The sequence below is a fragment of the Luteimonas mephitis DSM 12574 genome (genome assembly GCF_000422305.1).
Taxonomy (GTDB): Bacteria; Pseudomonadota; Gammaproteobacteria; order Xanthomonadales; family Xanthomonadaceae; genus Luteimonas; species Luteimonas mephitis.
The window spans coordinates 1-20,508 of record NZ_AULN01000013.1; the positions used below are offsets into that span (position 1 = coordinate 1).

The window sequence follows — 20,508 nt, forward strand, 5'->3', positions numbered from 1 at the left end:
TGTTCCTCTCCGGCTGCGCCCACTCGAATCCGCCCGCCTCTCCATTCTCGGCACAGGACCTCGCCGCCATGACCGCACCCACCACGCCGCCCGGCAACCCGACGCTCACCGCCGAGGAGATCGGCAAGCGGTTCCTGAAGCTGATCGAGGGGCTGGAATCTCGGAGCGATCTCACTCCGGCGCGCATCGAGGAAGTCGTCGGGATTTCACTCAACCCGAAACCTGGAACCTTGGGCGCCGTGTTCCGGAGCGAGGATCTAGGCGGCGGATGGCGGTACGCGTTCGACTACATACCAGCGTCGCCCTCACTGCTGCAGGGCGTTGGCCTTTCCTTCGAGAACGAGGTGGATAGCTATTCCAACATGACGCCCATTTGCAGAGTCGGTTTCGACGACTATCACAACCGGCTGAAGGCGATGGGATTTCGCGACACACCTATCCATGGCGAAATTGGCGAGCTCCGAAGTTGGCGCTATTACAAGAACGACATCACGATCTCCATCATTCCACAGAACGTGGTCGCCGGAGAACCCGGCCGGCTTTGCGTGAAGTCCATCGGGACATTGAACTGATCCAGGGAAGGAGCCCGGGATGGCCAAGCCCAATCCGCAACTCGAAGCCGCGCTGGCGCAGTTCGCAGCCCGGCCGGGCACGACGCCCGACCAGCAAGCGCAGCTGCGCGCCGCGCTGGCCGCCGACGCCGACCGGCTCGCGCAGCTCAACCAGGACGCCGCGCTTGGCCGGATCACCGGCTTCGCGCTCGAAGCCGCCGGCAGCGCCACGCAGATCGGCCGCTACGACAAGCACACCGGCGTCGTCTCCCTGCCGGCGACCAGCTTTCAAGCCGGCCGCAGCGCCGCCAGCCACGACCTGCAGTCGGTGATCGCGCTGCAGTCGATGTCGGTCGACTTCGCCCACCAGGCCTATCGCGACCTGGCCAATCGATCCCATGCCGTCAACGGCGACATGCTGGACAACCTGCAGTCCACGCTCAACGGCTCGCCGGTGCTCGCCGGGCAGGCCAAGGCCGCGGTCACGCAGGGGCACCTGGAGCGCTTTGCCATCCTTGACCCGGCGATGTCCGCCGGCGCGACCTACGACGGCAGGGACACGGTCAAGGCGATGAACCTGCCGGCGCAGGTGCTGCAGACCGGCTCCGCCGCCAATCCGCAGGGGCGATACGACGCGCGCGACCTGACCTTCGTGATCGGGCACGAACTCCAGCACGGCTTCAATCACCAGACAAAGCTCAAGGCGACCCAAGTTTTCCTGGAAGACATCCGGCTGCAGGCCGGCGTCAAAGGCCCCGTGCACGATTACACGGACGAACTGAAAGCCTATATCCAGGCCGGACGCGAGGACGAAGCGAAGGCGGAGATCGCCGGGTGGAATGCATTGTTGAGTCGAGAGAGACAACTGAATGCAAAAGCTGTTGGCCCAGATTTAATGCTGGCGACCAAGAACGGCAGAGCGCTAGATTTCGTCGAGCAGGACAAGAGCGCTTCCTTTATCAAGGCAATCGCCAAACCCGGCCTCACCTTCAACCCCGACGGCTCACTGTCCCAGACCCCGGCCAACGTCGCCGCGATGGGCCGGCACTACTTCGATCGCCCCTCGCCGAACTACGCGCAGCCCGGCCAGCGGTCGGTCGGCATCGGCGAACACCGGGATCTCGCCGGCAACCCGCGGCCGACCGCGGACTACCCCAACTACTACGGCACTTGGGCATGGGAGCAGATTCTCGCCGCCGAGGAGCGCGCCGGCACGCTCCATCAAGGGGCTGCGCCGCGGATCACTGCGAACATGGCCGGCGTCGGCCTGAGGGAAGACCTGATCGAGATGGAGGGGCTGGACCTGGGCCGCAACAAGGCGCGCCGACCCTATTACGACAGCGCCACCACGCCGGCAAGCCTGCACCACTTCGACCACACCCAGGACGGCAGCGTCCATCCGGCCCACGACCACCAGCACGTGCCGGTGGCGCCGGCGCGTCGCGGCCCCGACGATCCCCGGCACCCCGACCACGCCATGCTCGAGCAGATCCGCGCCGGCGTGCGCGGCATCGACGAGGGCTTGGGCAAGCCCAACGACGTCATGAGCGAACGCGTCAGCCGCGGCCTGTTGGCGGCGTGCAAGGGCCATCGAGAAACGCCCGGCGGCGCCGGAGCCGCAAATGCCCTGGGCCGAGTCGATCACGTGGTGCTGGGCACGACCGGCAACATCTTCGCCGTCGAGGGGCGCTTGGACGACCCCGCCCACAAGCGCGCAGCGGTGCACGTGGAGGACGCGATCCGCACGCCGGTGGAACAGTCGGACAAGCGGCTGCAGGCCGCCAACCAGGCCATCGAGCGGGAGCAATCACGCGCACGGCAGCCGATGCACGACATCGACGACACCGTCCGCGCCGGCCCCGCGATGTCGATGTAGAACGGGGAGAACGGCACGGGCGTGTCCGCGGATCGCCCTACAGGATTGGTGCCAGCCCCGCGCCGAAGCCGGTGAAGATGCGGGTCATCAGCGACTTGAAGCCGACGCTGACCTCGGGGAAATCGCCCACCGGCTCGTAGCATTTGCGGAATCCCGGGTCCGACGGCGGCAGCGGCAGCGGGCACCCGGGGCCGGGCACGAATTCGTAGCTGGTCGCGTAGCGCACCGGCCACAGGTCGAAGATCGGGAGGTGCTCGGAGATCTTCGCCAGCGAGTACTCCAGGCCGGAAAAGACCGGCGGCTTGTCGCGACGGGCGATGGTCCAGGCGTTGCCAGGCGCCATGTCGCGGCGGATGCTCGCGGCCAGCTCCTTCGCGAATGCGGGGTCGTCGATCACCACCGCGCTCTCGGTGTTGTAGTGGTCGCCGCGCGGGTCGAAGTTGTGGGTGCCGACCACGCCGATGCGCTCGTCGATCACCATCGACTTGGCATGCAGGCCCCAGCGCACGCCGCCGCGCGCCAGCGGCACCGGCTCGTTGGCGGAAAAGCCCGACCAGCGCAGCGCCGAATATTCGCGCCCGAGCGGGCGCCGGCCGCTGCCGGGCTTCGGCACCTGGGTGAACACCGGCGTGCCGTCGTCGCGCCAGCTCACCCCGAACGCACCGGTGGCCTCGGGATCGATCGGCGCATCGGCCGGGAACGGCTTGAACTCGTGGATCTCGAAACCGAAGTCGCGCAGGTAGCGGCGCTTGTACTTGTACGACAGCGCGTAGGTGATGAACGCGTCGGTCGCCGCCAGGCTGTTGGTCGAGACCAGCACCCGCGGCGGGTCTTCGCGGTCGTGCAACTCGCGGAACAGGTCCTGCGCAGCCGGCGACAGCACCAGGTACGGTGTTTGCAGCAACACCTCGGACTGCGCCGCGGCGACCAGTTCGCGCAGGCCGAGGGTGGACGTGGCGATTTCATCCTCGCGCGAGCGCCGGTGCTTTCGCGGCAGGTCGGCGATGAACGTCACCCGGTCCACCGGCAGCGCCGCCGACACCAGGCGCCGGTCGACCAGCGCGTCGTCGGCCGCGTCGCGGGCCATGCGCCGCGCACGCGCGGGCAGGTCGAACTGCGGCTGCGGCAGAGCCGGCACGCCTTCGCGCAGGATGCGCTTGCCCACGTCGACCAGTTCGGCGATGCGGCGGGTGCGGCGCGCATCCCAGAACGCGTCGAAGTTGGCGGACATCTCGCCCGTCACCGGTCCGGCCACCAGCACGTCGCGGTCGCGGAAGTTGTAGACCGGGTCCCAGTCGTAATAGTCGTTCTGGTAATTGCGCCCGCCGGTGATGCCGACGATGCCGTCGACCAGCAGCAGCTTGCTGTGCATGCGCTGGTTCAGGCGTCGCCAGCAGCAGGCCGCCGCCAGCACGTACTGCGCGTAGTTGATGTGCGCCCGCCCCAGCACCGGGTTGTAGATGCGCAGCTCGAAGTTGTGGTGGGCACCGGCCAGCGCGGCCAGGGTATCGACGTGGCGCAGCGCCGAGAGCTGGTCGATCAGCACCCGCACCCGCACCCCGCGCCGCGCCGCGGCCAGCAGTTCGCCGAGCACCAGCTGGCTGGCATCGTCCTCGTCGAAGATGTAGGTCTGCAGGTCGATCTCGCGGGTCGCGCTGCGGATCAGGTTCAGCCGCGCCAGCAGCGAGTCCTGGCCGTAGTCGAGCAGCAGTGCGTAGTGGTGAGGCGCCCCGGGCGAGCTTTGCGCGTAGGCACGGGTGCCCAGCGCGCGCAGCGGCGACGGGTCGGCGCAGGCATCGGCACGGTCGCAGGTGTCGATGCTGGACTGCGCCTGCACCGCTGCCTGCAGCGCGCGCTCACGCTGCAGCGGCGACAGGCTGGTGCAGGCGGATGCCGACAGCAGCAGCCACGGCAGCAGCAGGCGCGCCCATCGCTTCACGTGCCGCGCTCGGGCACGGCGTGCTCGGACATGGCGCGCTTGGGTATGTCGTGGCCGGGCATGTCGTGGCCGGGCATGGTGCGCACGCGCAGCGAGAACACCACCTTGCGCGACAGCGCGAAGCCCCAGCGATCCATGCCGTAGTCGTTGCGGTCGATGCTGCCCCTGGCGACGATGTCGCACTCCACGCCCGGACGCTCGCAGGTCGCGGGCTGGATGACGAAGCTCTCGCGCCGCTGCACGCCGCGGATCGTGACCCGCCCGCCAAGCCGGCCGCCGTGGCGGGTCAGGCTGCTGGCGTACGGTTCGGATTCGAACTCCACCCACGGGTAGCGGTCGGCCTCGAAGAAGCCCTCGCCGCGGGTCAGGCGGGTGAAGGTGGTGCTGTCGTCGATCACGACGTCGGTCGCCGCCAGCCGCAGCCGCACCTGCCGACGGCCGTCGGGCAGGGTCGCGATCTCGCCTTCGTAGCGGGGAAAATGGCCGATCAGGGTCTTGCCCCAGCGCGTCTTCAGGGTGAAGCCGATCGCGGACGTGGCCGGGTCGATCCCGGCCGCGCGCACGGAGGCCAGCAGCAGCACGATGGTCAGGCAGGCGGCGGCGAGCGCCGCAACGACGTCCCGTGGGGTCACGGCCACCAGAACGCGGACAGGGACGCGATGCCCGGTTCGATCTCGCCTTCCTTCGGCAGTGCCAGCACCGCGATGCCCGCCGGCGGCATGCCGCGGTAGTCGCCGGACTGGCCGCTGTGCATCAGCGCGACCAGGCGCTCGAGGCCCGGGTTGTGCCCCACCACCAGCAGCCGGTCGACGGCCTGGTGGCGATCGACCAGCGTGGCCAGCGTGCCCGGCGACGCCTCGTAGATGTCGTCCTCCAGGCGCTGGTCGACGTAGCCGATCTGCCCGAGCACCGCCTCGAGCGTCTCGCGCGTGCGTCGCGACGGCGAGCACAGCACCAGGTCCGGGACCAGCCGCTGCTCGCGCAGCCAGCGGCCGGCGGCCTCGGCCTCGGCATTGCCCTCGGCTGACAGCGGCCGGTCGAGGTCGGGCTGCCCGGGCGCGGACGACTCGGCATGGGCGTGGCGCAGGAGGATCAGTTCGCGCATCACTTCTTCAGCCACTTCAGCAGCGGTTGCCAGTCGTCCTGATGATCACGGACCTGGGCCGAATGGTAGTCGAACAGGCTCTTGCCCAGCCCCACCAGCAGCACGTAGGCCTGGCTGTCGCGCAGTTGCGCGACCACCGGGTAGGGCCACTGCGCGAGCAGCTCCAGCGCCTGCTGCGAGGCGTTGGTCCACGGCTTGAGCCGGTTGCCGACCAGGCCCACCCGCAGCTGGCCGCGGCGGATGCGCGGGTGCTTGGCCAGCGAGTTGAGGAACGGCACGGTCGCGTCGATGTCCAGCGACGACGGCAGCACCGGCACCACCAGCGTGTCGGCGTGCTCGAGGAAGCCGTCGAGGTCTTCGCGCATGGCACCGGCGGGCGCGTCGATGACCACGCGCTGGGCGTCCTCGGGCACCATCCGGCGCCAGCCCTTGTGGGTCCCGTCGAGCGGCAGCACCGCGCTTTCCAGCCCCGCCCGGCGCTCGGCCCAGCGGGTCGAGGATCCCTGCGGATCGGCATCGACCAGGACCGTCCGCTGCCCCGACAACGCCGACTGCGCGGCGAGATGGGTTGCGATCGTGGTCTTGCCGACACCGCCCTTGGAGCTGGCCACCAGCACTGTCTTCATGCGCTTCCTCTCGAATCGACGAAACGATCCGCGAGGGTACACCGGCCCGGGGACGGCCGCGACCGGGAGGCCTCGACGCGGTCGCGCGGCCGTCGCTATCCTCCCGGGATGGGGAACCGGCAGAGCGCAGCGTGGTCTTGATGCAGGGACGGGGATGCGCGCAGCGGCGCGAAGGACGCACCGTGGACCACGCGCCATGATCGAACTGCAGCAGGTGCACCGCCGCTATGCGATGAGCGGGCAGACCGTGCATGCGCTGGCCGGCGTGGACGTGACCATCGCCGCCGGCGAGTTCGTGGCCGTCACCGGGCCGTCGGGTTCGGGCAAGTCGAGCCTGCTCAACATCCTGGGCTGCCTCGACCATCCCAGCAGCGGCCGCTACCTGGTCGAGGGCCGCGACGTGGCCATGCTCGACGACGAGGCCAGCAGCGACATCCGCAACCGCCGCATCGGCTTCGTGTTCCAGAGCTTCCACCTGCTGCCGCGGCTGAGCGTGCTGGAAAACGTGCTTCTGCCGCTGCGCTTCCACCGCCAGCCGCCGCCGGGCGCACGGCAGCGGGCGCGCGAACTGCTCGACCGCGTCGGCCTAGGCAACCGCGGCGACCATCGCCCTGGCGAACTGTCCGGAGGCCAGATGCAGCGCGCCGCGATCGCCCGCGCGCTGCTCCTGCAGCCGGCGCTGCTGCTGGCCGACGAACCCACCGGCAACCTCGACTCGAAGAGCGCGGCCGACGTGCTGGACCTGATCGACGAAGTCCACGAAGGCGGCCAGACCGTGGTGCTGGTGACCCACGACCGCGACGTCGCCGCGCGTGCGCCGCGCGAAATCAGCCTGCGCGACGGAAGGATCGAAGCCGATGTCCGGCGTTGACCGCACGGCCGGCGCACGCCGCGCGCCAGCGCTGCTGGCGCTGGCATTGGCCGCATCGGCGGGCGCTCCCGCCAGCGCGGCGGTGCTGACCGGCGAAGTCCGCGCCACCGACGCCCAGGTGCTCTACACGCCGTTCTCCAACAACTCGCCGGTGGTGATCCGCTTCTTCGTGCCCGAGGGCGAGCGCGTGAAGACCGGCGACCCGGTACTGCGCATCGATCCCGGCCAGGCGGCCTCGCAGCTGTCCGAGCTCGACGCCCAGATCGAGCAGGCGCAGGCCACCGCCGCGAAGGCGCTGGCGGAACTGCAGGTCAAGGCGCTGGAGGCCGAGTCCGCGCTGGTCGACGCGCAGGCCGAGCTCGGCGCCGCGCGCCTGGATGCCGGATTGCCGCGCGAACTGGTCTCCGGCCTGGACCATGACCGCTACCAGGGCGAGTTCGACCGCACCACCCGCGAGGCCGCGCTCAAGCAGGCGCAGCTGGCGGCCGCCCGCGACGCGGTCGAGCGCCAGCGCAGCGACAGCGCGCTGGAGGTCAAGAAGCTGCAGCTCAAGCGCGACTACTACGCCACCCTGGCCGCCAACGCCGAGGTCCGCGCCACCCGCGACGGCGTGGTGGTGCACGGCTACAACAACAACTGGCTCGGCGGCCGCATCGACGAAGGCTCTTCGGCGATGCCCGGCAGCGAGGCCGGCCAGGTGGTGGCAGCGGACAGCGCGATGCAGGTGCGCGCCTGGGCGCTGGAGCCCGATCGCCGCGGACTGGAGGTGGGGCAGGTGGTGCGGCTGGCCTTCGACGCCCTGCCCGGCCGCAGCATCGACGGACGCATCGCCGGCATCGCCGGTGCCCCGGAGCCGCGCGCCGAATGGGGGACGGGCAGCTACTTCATGATCGACATCGACTTGCCGCCAAAGAACGGCCTGCCGCTGCTGCCGGGCATGAGCGTGCGCGTCACCGCGCCCGCGCCCGCGGCTGCCGGCAAAGCCGGAGCCGCGCCTTGAAGCCGCTGCCCGCCCGTTTTCTGTCCGCTGGCCTGCTGTGCGCCGGCCTGCTGTGCGCCGCGGCATTGCCCGCCAGCGCCGAAACGCTGCGCATCGACGGCGAGGTCTACGCCCGCAGCAGCGCGCAGATCATGCCGCCGATGGTCCAGGACATGTGGCAGTTCAACATCACCCAGATCGCGCCCGACGGCGCACCGTTGGAAAAGGGCGCGGTGGCGGTCGCCTTCGACGCCAGCACGGTGATGAAGTCGCTGGCCGAGAAGGACAGCAAGCTGCAGGAGAAACAGCGCGAGCTCGACCGCCTGCAGCTGGAGCTGGCCGAACGCGAGCGCAGCAGCCACCTGGAGACCGAAAAGGCGCGCGCGGAGCTCGAAAAGGCCCGCCGCAAGACCGAGCAGCCGCAGGAGCTGATTGCCGGCATCGAGTACCGCAAGCTGGTGGTCGCACGCACCCAGGCCGAGCGCAAGCTGCAGCTGGCGCGCGAACTCGAACGCGCCAACGCACGGCAGCGCACCGAGGAACTGCGGCTGGTGCGCTCGGAGATCGCCCAGCTCGGCGCCGACGTCGCGCGCCTGGGCAAGACCCAGGCCGGGCTGACCGTCACCGCCCCGCGCAGCGGCATCCTGATGCACCGCAGCAGCTGGAACGGCGACAAGTTCGACGTCGGCAGCCAGGTGTGGATGGGCCAGACCATCGCCGAAATCCCCGACCCGGCCACGCTGGCGGTGCGCGCCGAGCTGCCCGAGCGCGACTACCTGCGCGTGCGCCCGGGGATGGCCGCACGGGTGCGGGTGGAGGGCGGCGGCGGCGTGTTCCCGGCCAAGGTCGCCTCGATCGGGCGCACCGTGCGCAGCAAGTCGCAGGTGCAGCCGATCCCGGTGATGGACGTGGAAATCCGCCTCGACAACGCCAAGGCCAGGCTCAAGCCCGGCCAGACCGTGGGGATCGAGCTGACCGTGCCCGGCCTCGCCGCTGCAGCCCCGGCCCCGGCGGTGGCGCCATGAATGCCCTGCACGTCGCGCGCGCCTGGCCGCTGGCCGCAGTCCTGCTGCTGGCCGCCTGCAGCGATCCGCCGGCGCCGGCGGTGACCGAGACGGTCGCTGCCGGTCCGCTGCTGCTGGAAGCGCGCGGCGACGGCGTGCTGCGCTCGTCCAGGCCCACCCCGCTGCAGGTGCCCGGCACCGGCTGGTCGTCGCGCCGGGTCGAATGGATGCTGCCCGAGGGCAGCCGGGTGAAGAAGGGCGATCTGATCGCCCGCTTCAGCAGCGAGGAGAGCGAGCAGGACCTGGCCCAGGCACTGGTCGACCTGCAGCGCAACGCGCTGGCACGCGCGGCCAAGGACGAGGAGCTGGCCAGTGCGCAGGGCCGCGTGGGCGTGGACATGGCCCAGGTCGCCACCGGCCTGGCCATCGCGCGGCGCTATGCCGGCGCCGACCTCAGCACGCTGGCGCGCAACGACGTGCTCGACGCGATCGAGGACGTGCACTACCTCGAAGCGCGCCAGGACACCCTGCAGTGGCAGCGCGACCAGGCCGATGTCCGCGGCGGCGCCGAGCAGGCCCTGCTCGACGCACAGCGCGCGACCTTCGCCCTCGATGCCAAGGCACGCCGCGAAGACCTCGACGCGCTGGAGCTGCGCGCGCCCAACGACGGCGTGCTGATGCTCAGCGCCAACTGGTCCGGGGTGAAGCCCGCGACCGGCGCCTCGCTGTACGCCGGCAGCGAGTTCGGCAGCCTGCCCGACGCCAGCGCGATGGAAGTCGAGCTGTCGCTGCCACAGCTCGAATCGCAGGGCGTGCGCGTGGGACAGGCGGTGGAGATGTTCCCGCTCGGGCGGCCCGGCGACACGATCGCCAGCAAGCTGTCGTGGGTGGCCAGCGCGCCGAAATCACGCAGCCGCCGCGATCCGGTGAAGTACCTGTCGATGCGCGCACCGGTGCCGGCCGAGGCCGCCCTGAAGTTCAACCTGGTGCCGGGCCAGCAGATGCGCGCGCGGATCATCCAGCTCGACGCGCCGAAGGTGGTCAGCGTGCCGAACATCGCCCTGCGCAGCCACGCCGGTGCGCTGGCCGTGCAGGTGCGCGACGGCAGCGATTTCGCGTGGCGCAAGGTCAGGCTGGGCGTGCGCGGCGTCGCGCGTTCGCAGGTGCTGTCCGGGCTGTCGCCCGGCGACCAGGTGCTGCTGGCGACCGCGGCCGTGCCGGAGGACGACGCCAAGGACGACGACGCAGGCAGCGACAAGCCGGGCGCCGAAGCCGGCGACGGCGAAGTCGCGGACACCACCGCGGACGCCGACTCCACCGAAGCCGAAGCCGCGGAGGCGGACAGCCCGTGAACCGCCTGCTCGCCGCGCTGCCCCCGATCTGGCGCGAGGCCGTCGAGGAACTCTGGCGCCGGCGCCTGCGCACCGGCCTGACCCTGCTCGGGCTGGTGTTCGGCGTCGGCGCGATCGTGGCGATGCAGGCGGTCGGCGAAGGCAGCCGCCGCGAGGCGCTGCGGCTGGTCGAGAGCCTCGGCCTGCACAACCTGATCGCGCAGTCCCGCCCGCAGGACGAGGACGCACGCCGCGAGACCCGCGAACGCAGCCTCGGCCTGAGCCTGGCCGACGCGCGCGCCGCGCTGGCGGTGGTGCCGGGCGCGGAGCGCTTCGCCGCCGAGAAGGCGGTCAAGACCTACGCCGTGTTCAGCGACCACGGCCGCAGCGACGCCCAGGCCAGCGGCGTGAGCCCGGACTACTTCGCGCTGTCGTCGCTGCGCGTCGCCCGCGGCCGCGCGCTGACCCAGGCCGACGACGACGCCCTGGCCGCGGTGGCCGTGCTCGGGCACCAGGCCGCTGCCGACCTGTTCCCCGACAGCGCCGGCCCCGGGGGCACCGACCCGGTCGGCCAGCTGGTCAAGGTCAACCATGTCTGGCTGCAGGTGGTCGGCGTGCTGGCCGACCGCGACCTGGGCAAGGACCAGTTCGAAGGCGTCAAGCTGGGGCTGGAAAGCAACCGCATCTACATCCCGCTGGCCAGCGCGCTGGCGCGGTTCCGCTTCCAGGCGCAGGAAGATCCGCTGGATCGCTTCTGGCTGCGGATCAAGGACCCGTCGCAGCTGGCCGCCGGCGCCGGCGTGCTGGGCGCGGTGCTCGAACAGCGCCACGGCGGCGAGGCCGACTACGAGCTGGTGGTGCCGCAGCAGCTGTTCCGCCAGCACCAGCAGACCCAGCGCATCTTCCAGGTGGTGATGGGCGCGATCGCGGTGATCAGCCTGCTGGTGGGCGGCATCGGGATCATGAACATCATGCTGGCCAACGTGCTGGAGCGCCGCCGCGAGATCGGCCTGCTGCGCGCGCTGGGCGCGCGTCGGCGCGACGTGGTGGCGCAGTTCCTGCGCGAGGCCAGCGTGATCTGCTTCTCCGGCGCGCTGCTGGGGCTGCTGTTCGGCACCGCGCTGGCGTATGCGATCGCCGCCTTCGCCGGCTGGCAGGTCGCGTGGGCGCCGCTGCCGATCCTGCTGTCGGCGACGTTCTGCGCGCTGGTCGGGCTGGCCTTCGGCGTCTATCCGGCGCGGCAGGCCGCGCGGCTGGACCCGATCGCCGCGCTGCGGCACGAGTAGCGCGGCGCCAGCCGCGGCCGACGTCTCCGCACACGCTGCAAACGTTTTGTAGGAGCGGCGGAAGCCGCGAGCTTCTGGATCGTTGCGGCATCAGAGGAAGCTCGCGGCTTCCGCCGCTCCTACAAAACCCCGGGAAAAGCCCAAGGAAAAGCGCCGGGCCGCTCCGGCCGCGATCACCGCCGCGGCGGCGACCAGCCGGCCGGCGGCTCGGCGGCGACGCCGCCCTCGGCCAGCACGCGGTCGATCAGGTCGCGCTCGCCGCGCACCGACGGGTCGCGCAGCAGGCGCACGAACTGCGCCGCGCCCTGGTCCGGCTGGCCGGCGGCGATGCGACCCCATTGCAGCATCCGCCAATCGTGGCGCCGGCGCCGCGCCTGGGCGTCGGCCTGTTCGGCCGGCGTCGCCGCGCTGGCCTGCAGCAGGGCGATGCCCACCCCGGTGCCGAGGCTGGTATCCGAGGTTTGCGCGGCCACTTGCGCCACATGCCGGCAATGGGCGCGCCGCGATGGCGCTGCCTCCAGGGCCTCGCCCCGGCAGGCATCCATCAGCGGCCGCAGCGCGGGCATGGCCACCGCGGCGAGGATCGCCGCTGCGGCAACCGCCGCCCCCGCGTCCGGCGACATCCGCTCGCCACCGAAGATCTCCGCTTCGTCCGCGCGCGGCGGATGCGCGGCCAGCGTGGCCTGCATCCAGCGCAGCTGTTCGTAGTAATGCTGGTCCATCCGCGCGTACGTGCCGGCCTTCGGCAGCCAGGCTTCGACCTGGCCGCTGGCCATCAGCAGCGGCGCGAGGTTGTCCGGCTCCAGCCGCTGCCAGCGGTCGGCCGCCTGCGCGCGGATCGCCGCATCGGCGCGGGAATCGGCCTGCATCAGCAGCGCGTTGGCGAGCACGTCGCTTCCCGCGCGCGCCGACGCCAGCTGGCGCCACTGCCCGACGCGCGGATCTCGCGGGCTGGCCTGCGAGGGCGCGTCGCCGCCCGGCGGCGTGTCCGCCGCCGGCGTCCAGTCGGCCAGTTGCAGCAGGGTGGCGGCGAAGGCCAGCTCGCGCGACTTGCCGCTGGCGGCCAGCGCGGTGGCGGTGCGGGCGTAGTAGGTTCCGGCGGCATCCTGCATGGCCTGCAGCTGCGCGGCCTCTTCGGCATCCATCGCCCGGTCGGCGGGCGCCGGCACCTGTGCGCCGCAGGCAAGGGTGGCGCACAGCAGTACCGCGGTCAGGCAGGTCGGGCGTGGCGTCATCGGTCGTGGTCCGGTCGAACGGGTGCCGTCGACGATAACCCGGCCCGGCCCGCGGCGCAGGCAGCCCTAGGGTCCGTCCCAGCTGTCGCCGCGTCCAGGGCCCCCCTAGCCTGCGTACATTCATCCGTGTCGGAGACCGCAGATGCTCATCGCCCAGGAAAGCGCGCAGCCGTACACCAGTCCGCTGCTGTCGCAGGCCAATCTGCTGCAGGGTCCGCGTCCGCTGCAGTTCCAGCCGGCCGACACGTATCCGAAGGGCGATGGCACGTTCAGCGCCCAGGCCGCCGGGACCCGGCCGCAGGACAGCCTGGACCGGCAGCTGGCGATGATGGCCAACGATGCCTATGCCGCCGACAACCCGCTGACCGAGCAGGCGCTGCAGAAGGCCGGCTGGAACCGGCTGGAACCCAACGCCGACCGCACCGCGCTGGTCGACGCGCAGGGCCGCGAGATTCCGATCAAGCCGGCGCTGCTCAGCACGTCCAACGGTTTCGACGCGGCGATCTACCAGAACCGCGACGGCCAGTACGTGGTCGCCTACCGGGGCACCGACAACTGGGGCGTGGCCAACCCCGGCGACGCCGACGACAACGCCCTGCAGGGCCTGGGCTTCGAAACCGGGCAGTACAGCGACGCGATCGCCCTGGCGCAGCGCGCCGAGCGCGTGTTCGGCGAAGGCAACGTGGTGGTCACCGGCCATTCGCTCGGCGGCGGGCTGGCTTCGGCCGCGGCGCTGGCCACCGGCGCTTCCGGGGTGACCTTCAACGCCTCGGGCCTGAGCAACGAAACCCTCGAATCGCTGGGCTTCAACCCCAACGCGGCGCGCGACTCGGTGTCCGACAGCGGCCAGCTGCGCCGCTACATCGTCAACGGCGACCCGCTCAACGCCGCGCAGCAGGACATCCCGATCCTGCCGATCATCCCGATTTCGCCGCCCAACGCGCTCGGCCACGAGCTGCGCGTCGACCCGCCGGCCGGCATCGGCTTCGACCTGGCCAAGCTGCACGGCGGCGGCGGCGATCACGCGTCCTATGTCGACGCGCTGGCCCAGAACACCCCATACGACCCGGCCGACCGTCCGACCCTGCCCGAGCGCGCCGGTTCGGCCGTCAATGACGGCCTCGACGTCGTCGGCGACCAGGCCGGCAACCTGATTTCCGGCGTCGGCCACGGCATCGACGGCCTGCTCGACGGCGCCGGTACGGTGCTGCGCGGCAATCCCGGCCTGTTCCCGGGCGGCTGGCTCGCCGGCAACGTGCTCGACGGCGCCGGCGCGCTGATCCGCAACACCAGCGATGGCGTCGGCGCGCTCGTCGACGGCGGCTTGGACGTGCTGGGCAACGTCGCCGAGCCGGTGATCGGCTTCGCCGGCAACGTCGGCCGCGATGCGCTGGAGAACGTCGGCGAGTTCAACATGAACCAGCTCGGCAACCTCGCCCGCCAGGGCGCCGACCTGTTCAACGACGTGCGCGGCAACGTCGGCGAAACGGTCGACGGCATCGCCGCTGCGGCCAGCAACCAGTTCGCCAAGGGCGACTACGTCGAAGGCACCTTCGACGCGGTCGGCAGCGTGCTTGACGGCGGCATCGACACCATCGGCGACGCCGCCGCCGGCGTGCTCGGCTTCGCCGGCGACAGCGTGCAGAACGGCGCCAACGCCGGCGGCAACATGCTGCGCGACCTGGGCGAGCAGGTCGGCCTCGAACAGCCGTTCGATGCCGTGGCCGGCTTCGTCGAAGGCACCGGCAAGATCGTCAGCGACATCGCCGACGGCGCCGGCAAGGTGGTCGACACCGTGACCGACGTGGTTGGCGATGGCGTGGAAGCGGTGTCCGGCTTCATCGGCGACGTCGGCCAGGGCATTTCCGATGCGGCCGGCAAGCTCAATCCGCTGAAGTGGTTCTGAGCGCCGGTCCGGGCCGCGGCCAGCGCCGCGGCCTGACGGTGTAACGTGCGGCCATGTCCGCGAACCCGATCCACGGCACCAAGGCCGCGACGCGCGTTTCAACCGTGTTCCCGCACCGCCGGCCGGTCGCGGCGCTGCTGCTGGCGTGCCTTATGCTGGCGTCGATGACCGGCTGCGCCGGAGAGGGCAACGACTTGAACGACGGCAAGACCTTCAGCAATCCCGACAACGCCCAGTTCGCCGCCGCAGTGCGAGACGGCAACGACACGCTGGCGCGCGAGCTGCTCGCCGCGGGTGCCAATCCCGACGCGGTCGACGCCAAGGGCGTGCCCTTGCTGCAGTGGGCGATGCTGCACCAGGATCGCGGCGCCTACCGGCTGCTGCTGGATCTGCACGCCGACCCCGCCCGCGGCAACGCCGACGGCCAGACCGCGCTGCACCTCGCGGCGATGGGCAAGGACGAGTTCTGGCTCGACGACCTGCTCAAGCGCGGCGTCAGCCCGGACCTGCCCAATACCGTGACCGGCGCGCCGCCGCTGTTTGACGCCCTGCGCGCGCGCCTGCCAGACAATGTCGATCGCCTGCTCGAGGCCGGCGCGCGACTCGATACGCACGACAGCAGCGGCACCACGCCGCTGCACCAGGCCGCGCTGGTCAACGATCCGGCATCGGCACTGAAGTTCCTCGAAGCCGGCGCCGATCCGCGTGCGACCGACCGCACCGGCGCGACCTTCCAGGATTACCTCTACGACGGCGACCCTGCGGTGCTCAACGCCCCGACGCGCAAAGCGCTGGAAGCGATCAACGCCTGGCTGCGCGCGCACAACGTCCCGGTCAAGGCCGCGGCTTCGCAATAACCGCTTGCCCGCTTTTGCGGGAGCGGCCCATGGCCGCGAACTTTTCGCCGTTGCAATTACAGCGCCAGAAGCTCGCGGCCATGGGCCGCTCCTGCAGGGAATATCGGGTGCTGGACGACCGCGGTGCTCGGGGCATCCTGCCGGCGTCGCACGAAACCGCTCAGGGCCAGCTCGGCGGCGCCGCTTTCCACGCGGCGGCCACCTCGGCCAGCTTCGCCAGGTCGGCTGCGTCCCACTCCGGCAGCAGCGCGGCCAGGTTGGCAGGATCGTTCCAGCGCAGCGGCTCGGTGCGCACCGCGGCGGCGTACCACTTCACGGCCTCGTCGCGGCGATCGAGCGTCCACAGCCCCAGCGCCAGCGTCGGCGGCACCCAGGACGGATTGTTGTAGGTGTCGATGCCGGCCTCGCGCCAGCGCGCCAGCGCGCTTTCGGCATCGCCGCTGCGATACAGGTCCCAGCCGTAGTTCCACAGCACGGGCGCGCGCAGCTGGCTGTTGTTGCCCAGTGCGGACAGCACCCGCGCATACAGCGCCCTGCCGGTTTCGGCGCGACCGCTGGCGTAGGCGATGTGCGCCAGCTGCGCCGTGGCCAGTTCGGCATTGCGGCCGTGGCCCTTCATGGCCTTGAGCAGGCGCTCCTGGACCGCGGCATCGTTGCCCGGAAGCAGGACCAGTGGCTGGGTGGTGGACCCGCTGCCGTCGAAATAGAACTCCTTGGGCGCGGGCAGCGACTGCGCATGCAGCGCGAGCGGAAGCAGGAGTACGAACGCGAGCGGCAAGGCGAGCGCGCCGGCACGGCGGCGAATGGACAGATTCATTGCGACTTCTGGATGGCGGGGCAACCCCTTCCCCGGCGCGCATGGTAGCGGCTGGCGCGCGGCACGGCCAATCGCAGCCGCTCGGCGCAATCGCTGCGGATCCGCCATTGCACGATCGTTGAGTCACGAGCGCGCCTCGTTCTCCACGCTGCCCGCATCGCCGACGCACTCCTGGCCTCGACGCCCCGCATCTACTTCGCGCACCCGTTCCACGCGGTGGCCAGTCCCGCCCTGCCCGGCCCGCAACAGGGCCACTGCTACACTTTCGCGCGTTTTTCAGCGCCATCCGGCCCACATTGGCCGTGGCCCCAGCCCGCGACCCCGGTCGCCCGCCAGACGATGCCCGCCGCCATGACCAGCACCGCCGAGCTCTCCTCGCCCGCCTCCGCCAACATCGCCCTGACCAACAGCGCGCTGGACCTGGACTACACCCTGGAGGACAAGTTCACCCGCACCCAGGGACGCATTTACCTGTCCGGCGTGCAGGCGCTGGTGCGATTGCCGCTGATGCAGCGGCTGCGCGACCAGGCCGCGGGCCTGAACACCGGCGGCTTCATCTCCGGCTACCGCGGCTCGCCGCTGGGCGGCTTCGACCTGGAGCTGTGGCGGGCGAAGAAGCACCTCGAAAGCGCGGGCGTGAAGTTCACCCCCGGCCTCAACGAGGACCTCGGCGCGACCATGGTCTGGGGTACGCAGCAGACCAACCTGTTCCCGGGCGCCAGGGTCGATGGCGTCTATGCGATGTGGTACGGCAAGGGTCCGGGCGTGGACCGCTGCGGCGACGTGTTCAAGCACGGCAACGCCGCGGGCACCTCGAAGCACGGCGGCGTGCTGGCGTTGGCGGCCGACGACCACGCCTGCCGCTCGTCGACGCTGCCGCACGGCTCGGAAGGCGAATTCACCAGCGCGATGATCCCGATCCTCAATCCCGCGGGCGTGCAGGACATCCTCGAGCTCGGCCTGCTCGGCTGGGCGATGTCGCGCTACACCGGCCGCTGGGTCGGCTTCAAGACGATTGCCGAGACGGTGGAATCTTCGGCGTCGGTGGACGTCAATCCGTTCGCGCTGCAGATCGTGACGCCGGACGATTTCGAGATGCCGGTCGGCGGGCTCAACATCCGCTGGCCGGATCCGCCGCTGGACCAGGAGATGCGCCTGCACCGTTACGCGGTGAAGGCCGCGCAGGCGTTCGCGCGCGCCAACCGCATCGACCGTGTCGTGATCGATTCGCCGAATGCGCGCCTCGGCATCGTCACCACCGGCAAGAGCTACCTCGACGTGCTGCAGGCACTGGAATACCTCGGCCTCGACGCGCAGGCGTGCGCGCAGCTCGGCATCCGCGTCTACAAGGTCGGCATGACCTGGCCGCTGGAACCGGTCGGCATCCGCGCGTTCGCGCAGGGGCTGGAAGACATCCTCGTCGTCGAGGAGAAGCACAGCTTCATTGAGAGCCAGATGAAGGAGCTGTTCTACAACTTCGAAGGCCAGCGCCCGTCGATCGTCGGCAAGTACGACGAGTCCGGCGCGTGGATCCTGCCGAGCACCAACGAACTCACGCCGGCGACCATCGCCGGGGTGATCGCGCGCCGCATCCAGCGCTTCATGCCCGATGAAAGCCGTGATTCCGGGCACATGCGCGAGGTGCTGCGCTGGATGGAGGAGAAGGAAGGCGCGCTGGCGCTGCCGCGCGCGCAGTTCCCGCGCGTGCCGCACTACTGCTCGGGCTGCCCGCACAACACCTCGACCGTGGTGCCGGAAGGTTCGCGCGCGCTGGCCGGCATCGGCTGCCACTACATGGTGACGTGGATGGACCGCGACACCGACACGTTCACCCAGATGGGCGGCGAAGGCGTGACCTGGTGCGGGCAGGCGGCGTTCACCGACACCCCGCACGTGTTCCAGAACCTCGGCGACGGCACCTACTTCCACTCCGGCTCGCTCGCGATCCGGCAGTCGGTCGCGGCCGGGGTCAACATCACCTACAAGATCCTCTACAACGACGCGGTGGCGATGACCGGCGGACAGCCGGTCGACGGCACGCTGTCGGTGCCGCAGATCGCGCACCAGGTGCGCAGCGAGGGCGTGCAGGCGATCGTGGTGCTCAGCGACGAGATCGAGAAGTGGAGCGACAAGTCGATCTTCCCGAACGGCGTCGAGTTCCTCGATCGTCGCGAACTCGACGCGGTGCAGAAGCGCCTGCGCGAGGTCAAGGGCGTGTCGGTGCTGATCTTTGATCAGACCTGCGCCACCGAGAAGCGCCGGCGCCGCAAGCGCGGCAAGATCGTGGATCCCGCCAAGCGCGTGTTCGTCAACACGCTGGTGTGCGAAGGCTGCGGCGACTGCGGGCAGAAATCGTTCTGCGTGTCGGTGCTGCCCAAGGACACCGAGTTCGGCCGCAAGCGCGAGATCGACCAGTCCAACTGCAACAAGGACTACAGCTGCGTCGAAGGCTTCTGCCCCAGCTTCGTCACCGTGCACGGCGGCACCCTGCGCAGGGGCAGGAAGGCCAGCAACGCCGATCGCCTGGCCAACCTGCCGGCGCCGACCTTCTCGACCGATTTCTCGCGGCCCTGGAACATCCTGATCACCGGCGTCGGCGGCACCGGCGTCGTCACCATCGGCGCGCTGCTTGGCATGGCCGGGCACCTCGAAGGCCGCGGCTCCACCGTGCTCGACCAGACCGGCCTGGCGCAGAAGGGCGGCGCGGTCACCACCCACATCCGCATCGCCAAGTCGCCGGCCGACATCCACGCCGTGCGCATCGCCGCGGGCGAAGCCGACCTCGTGCTCGGCTGCGACATGGTCGTGGTCAACGATTACTGGACGCTGTCGAAGATCCGCGCCCAGCGCACCCAGGTCGTGCTCAACACCTGGGAAGCGATGCCCGGCAGTTTCACCACGCGCCCGGACATGCAGTTCCCGGCTGCCGACATCGTCGCCGCCGTGCAGCACGCGCTCGACGGCGCCGCGCCTTTGCTGATCGACGCCACCCGGATCGCCACCGCGCTGATGGGCGACGCGATCGCCGCCAACCTGTTCATGCTCGGCTACGCCTGGCAGCGCGGGCTGGTGCCGCTGTCGTTCGATTCGATCATGCGCGCGGTGGAATTGAACGGCGCCGCGATCGAGATGAACAAGACCGCCTTCGCCTGGGGGCGGCTGGCCGCGATCGACCCGGATGCGGTGTTCGACGCCGCCGGCGTGGTGCGCAATGCGCCGACCGCAGCCGAAAGCACGCCGGGCGCGTTGCAGTCGCTGCCGCCGGGCGAATGGGAAAGCACCGAGTGGGGTTCGACTTCCGCGCCGAAGTCCGCGCGTGCCGAGGACGAGCTGCGTCACCTGCCCGCGCACGCCGACGCTTCCCTTCTTCCTTCGGGAGAAGGTGGCGCGCAGCGCCGGATGAGGGAAGGAGAACAAGACAACGTTGAATTCCTTCCCCTCGACGACAGCCGCCTGTCACGCTCGCTCGACGAACTGATCTCGCGCCGCGCCGCCTTCCTCACCGAGTACCAGGACGCCGGCTACGCGAAGCGCTACACCGACTTCGTCGCCAGGGTGCGCGCCGCCGAGCAGGCGAAGGCCCCGGGCAGCACCGACCTGTCCGAGGCCGTCGCCCGCTACTTCTTCAAGCTGATGGCCTACAAGGACGAGTACGAAGTCGCACGCCTGTACACCAGCGGCGACTTCCGCAAGAACCTCGAGCAGAAGTTCGACGGCGACTACAGGCTGCACTTCCATCTCGCCCCGCCGCTGCTGGCCAGGCGCAACGCCAGGGGCGAACTGCAGAAGAAGGAATACGGGCCTTGGGTGTTCACGGCGTTCAAGGTGCTGGCAAAGCTGCGCGGCCTGCGCGGCAGCGCGCTCGACGTCTTCGGCTACACCGCCGAACGCAGGATGGAGCGTCAGCTGATCACCGATTACGAGAAGACGATCGGCGGCCTGCTCGACACCCTCGACGGCGGCAACGTCGACCTCGCCGCCGAGATCGCCGGCATCCCGGAGCAGATCCGCGGCTACGGCCACGTCAAGGAAGCGCACCTGCACAAGGCCAGGGCGCGCGAGGCCGAATTGCTGGCCGAGTGGAAGAATCCGCTGCGGATCGTGCAGGCGGCATGAGCCGTGCGG

16 protein-coding genes are annotated in these 20,508 nt (G+C 70.6%); 10 read left to right on the forward strand and 6 right to left on the reverse strand.

Going from position 1 to position 20,508, the window contains the following annotated elements; all coding sequences use genetic code 11:
* Nucleotides 1-572: hypothetical protein (locus tag H570_RS0102535; RefSeq protein ID WP_027079382.1), on the forward strand; the 572-nt coding region annotated here is incomplete at its 5' end.
* 19 nt (nucleotides 573-591) lie between these two features.
* Nucleotides 592-2,427: an XVIPCD domain-containing protein gene (locus H570_RS16055; protein ID WP_245559522.1), complete on the forward strand. Its 1,836-nt coding sequence runs from the start codon at nucleotides 592-594 to the stop codon at nucleotides 2,425-2,427.
* 37 nt (nucleotides 2,428-2,464) lie between these two features.
* Here the strand turns inward: H570_RS16055 and H570_RS0102545 are convergent, their stop codons facing one another.
* From H570_RS0102545 to H570_RS0102560, 4 genes are read right to left on the reverse strand one after another with little or no spacing between them, the layout of a single operon-like run.
* Nucleotides 2,465-4,366 carry a phospholipase D family protein gene (locus H570_RS0102545; protein WP_245559524.1) on the reverse strand — a complete coding sequence of 634 codons (1,902 nt, stop codon included), beginning with the start codon at nucleotides 4,364-4,366 and terminating at the stop codon, nucleotides 2,465-2,467.
* Complete coding sequence (locus tag H570_RS16060; protein ID WP_169447723.1) at nucleotides 4,363-4,998, reverse strand: YceI family protein; 636 nt, start codon at nucleotides 4,996-4,998, stop codon at nucleotides 4,363-4,365. Before H570_RS16060 ends, H570_RS0102545 begins: the two co-directional genes overlap by 4 nt.
* Nucleotides 4,995-5,471 (reverse strand): SixA phosphatase family protein, encoded by a 477-nt coding sequence (locus H570_RS0102555; protein WP_027079384.1) that lies wholly within the window; start codon nucleotides 5,469-5,471, stop codon nucleotides 4,995-4,997. Before H570_RS0102555 ends, H570_RS16060 begins: the two co-directional genes overlap by 4 nt.
* On the reverse strand, nucleotides 5,471-6,097 hold the full coding sequence (locus H570_RS0102560; RefSeq protein WP_027079385.1) for a ParA family protein: 627 nt from the start codon (nucleotides 6,095-6,097) through the stop codon (nucleotides 5,471-5,473). Before H570_RS0102560 ends, H570_RS0102555 begins: the two co-directional genes overlap by 1 nt.
* A gap of 196 nt (nucleotides 6,098-6,293) precedes the next feature.
* Here H570_RS0102560 and H570_RS0102565 point away from each other — a divergent pair, with 196 nt between their 5' ends.
* The 5 genes from H570_RS0102565 to H570_RS0102580 are packed head-to-tail and all read left to right on the forward strand — an operon-like array spanning nucleotide 6,294 to nucleotide 11,568.
* Entirely contained in the window at nucleotides 6,294-6,968 is a 675-nt protein-coding gene (locus H570_RS0102565) for an ABC transporter ATP-binding protein (protein ID WP_027079386.1), read from the forward strand.
* On the forward strand, nucleotides 6,955-7,968 hold the full coding sequence (locus tag H570_RS16065) for an HlyD family secretion protein (protein ID WP_036134961.1): 1,014 nt from the start codon (nucleotides 6,955-6,957) through the stop codon (nucleotides 7,966-7,968). Before H570_RS0102565 ends, H570_RS16065 begins: the two co-directional genes overlap by 14 nt.
* Nucleotides 7,965-8,972, forward strand: coding sequence for an HlyD family secretion protein (locus H570_RS16070; RefSeq protein ID WP_036134964.1), 1,008 nt, complete (start codon nucleotides 7,965-7,967; stop codon nucleotides 8,970-8,972). The genes H570_RS16065 and H570_RS16070 overlap by 4 nt, the downstream gene beginning before the upstream one ends.
* Nucleotides 8,969-10,303 (forward strand): efflux RND transporter periplasmic adaptor subunit, encoded by a 1,335-nt coding sequence (locus tag H570_RS16075; RefSeq protein ID WP_211219065.1) that lies wholly within the window; start codon nucleotides 8,969-8,971, stop codon nucleotides 10,301-10,303. Before H570_RS16070 ends, H570_RS16075 begins: the two co-directional genes overlap by 4 nt.
* Nucleotides 10,300-11,568 (forward strand): ABC transporter permease, encoded by a 1,269-nt coding sequence (locus H570_RS0102580; protein ID WP_036134967.1) that lies wholly within the window; start codon nucleotides 10,300-10,302, stop codon nucleotides 11,566-11,568. Before H570_RS16075 ends, H570_RS0102580 begins: the two co-directional genes overlap by 4 nt.
* A 173-nt stretch (nucleotides 11,569-11,741) precedes the next feature.
* Here H570_RS0102580 and H570_RS16080 read toward each other — a convergent pair whose 3' ends face one another.
* Nucleotides 11,742-12,803 (reverse strand): hypothetical protein, encoded by a 1,062-nt coding sequence (locus H570_RS16080; RefSeq protein ID WP_051176024.1) that lies wholly within the window; start codon nucleotides 12,801-12,803, stop codon nucleotides 11,742-11,744.
* 142 nt (nucleotides 12,804-12,945) lie between these two features.
* Here H570_RS16080 and H570_RS18000 point away from each other — a divergent pair, with 142 nt between their 5' ends.
* Both H570_RS18000 and H570_RS18005 read left to right on the forward strand, forming a co-directional pair.
* Nucleotides 12,946-14,709 carry a Tle-like phospholipase domain-containing protein gene (locus H570_RS18000; RefSeq protein WP_051176025.1) on the forward strand — a complete coding sequence of 588 codons (1,764 nt, stop codon included), beginning with the start codon at nucleotides 12,946-12,948 and terminating at the stop codon, nucleotides 14,707-14,709.
* 53 nt (nucleotides 14,710-14,762) lie between these two features.
* A complete protein-coding gene (locus tag H570_RS18005; RefSeq protein WP_051176026.1) occupies nucleotides 14,763-15,566 on the forward strand; it encodes an ankyrin repeat domain-containing protein in 804 nt (267 codons plus the stop codon).
* Between the two features lie 160 nt (nucleotides 15,567-15,726).
* On the opposite strand, the gene H570_RS0102600 is transcribed toward H570_RS18005, so the two are convergent.
* Nucleotides 15,727-16,383 (reverse strand): tetratricopeptide repeat protein, encoded by a 657-nt coding sequence (locus tag H570_RS0102600; protein WP_051176027.1) that lies wholly within the window; start codon nucleotides 16,381-16,383, stop codon nucleotides 15,727-15,729.
* A 393-nt stretch (nucleotides 16,384-16,776) separates the two neighbouring features.
* Here H570_RS0102600 and H570_RS0102605 point away from each other — a divergent pair, with 393 nt between their 5' ends.
* A complete protein-coding gene (locus H570_RS0102605) occupies nucleotides 16,777-20,499 on the forward strand; it encodes an indolepyruvate ferredoxin oxidoreductase family protein (protein ID WP_425411543.1) in 3,723 nt (1,240 codons plus the stop codon).
* The last annotated feature ends 9 nt before the right edge of the window (nucleotides 20,500-20,508 follow it).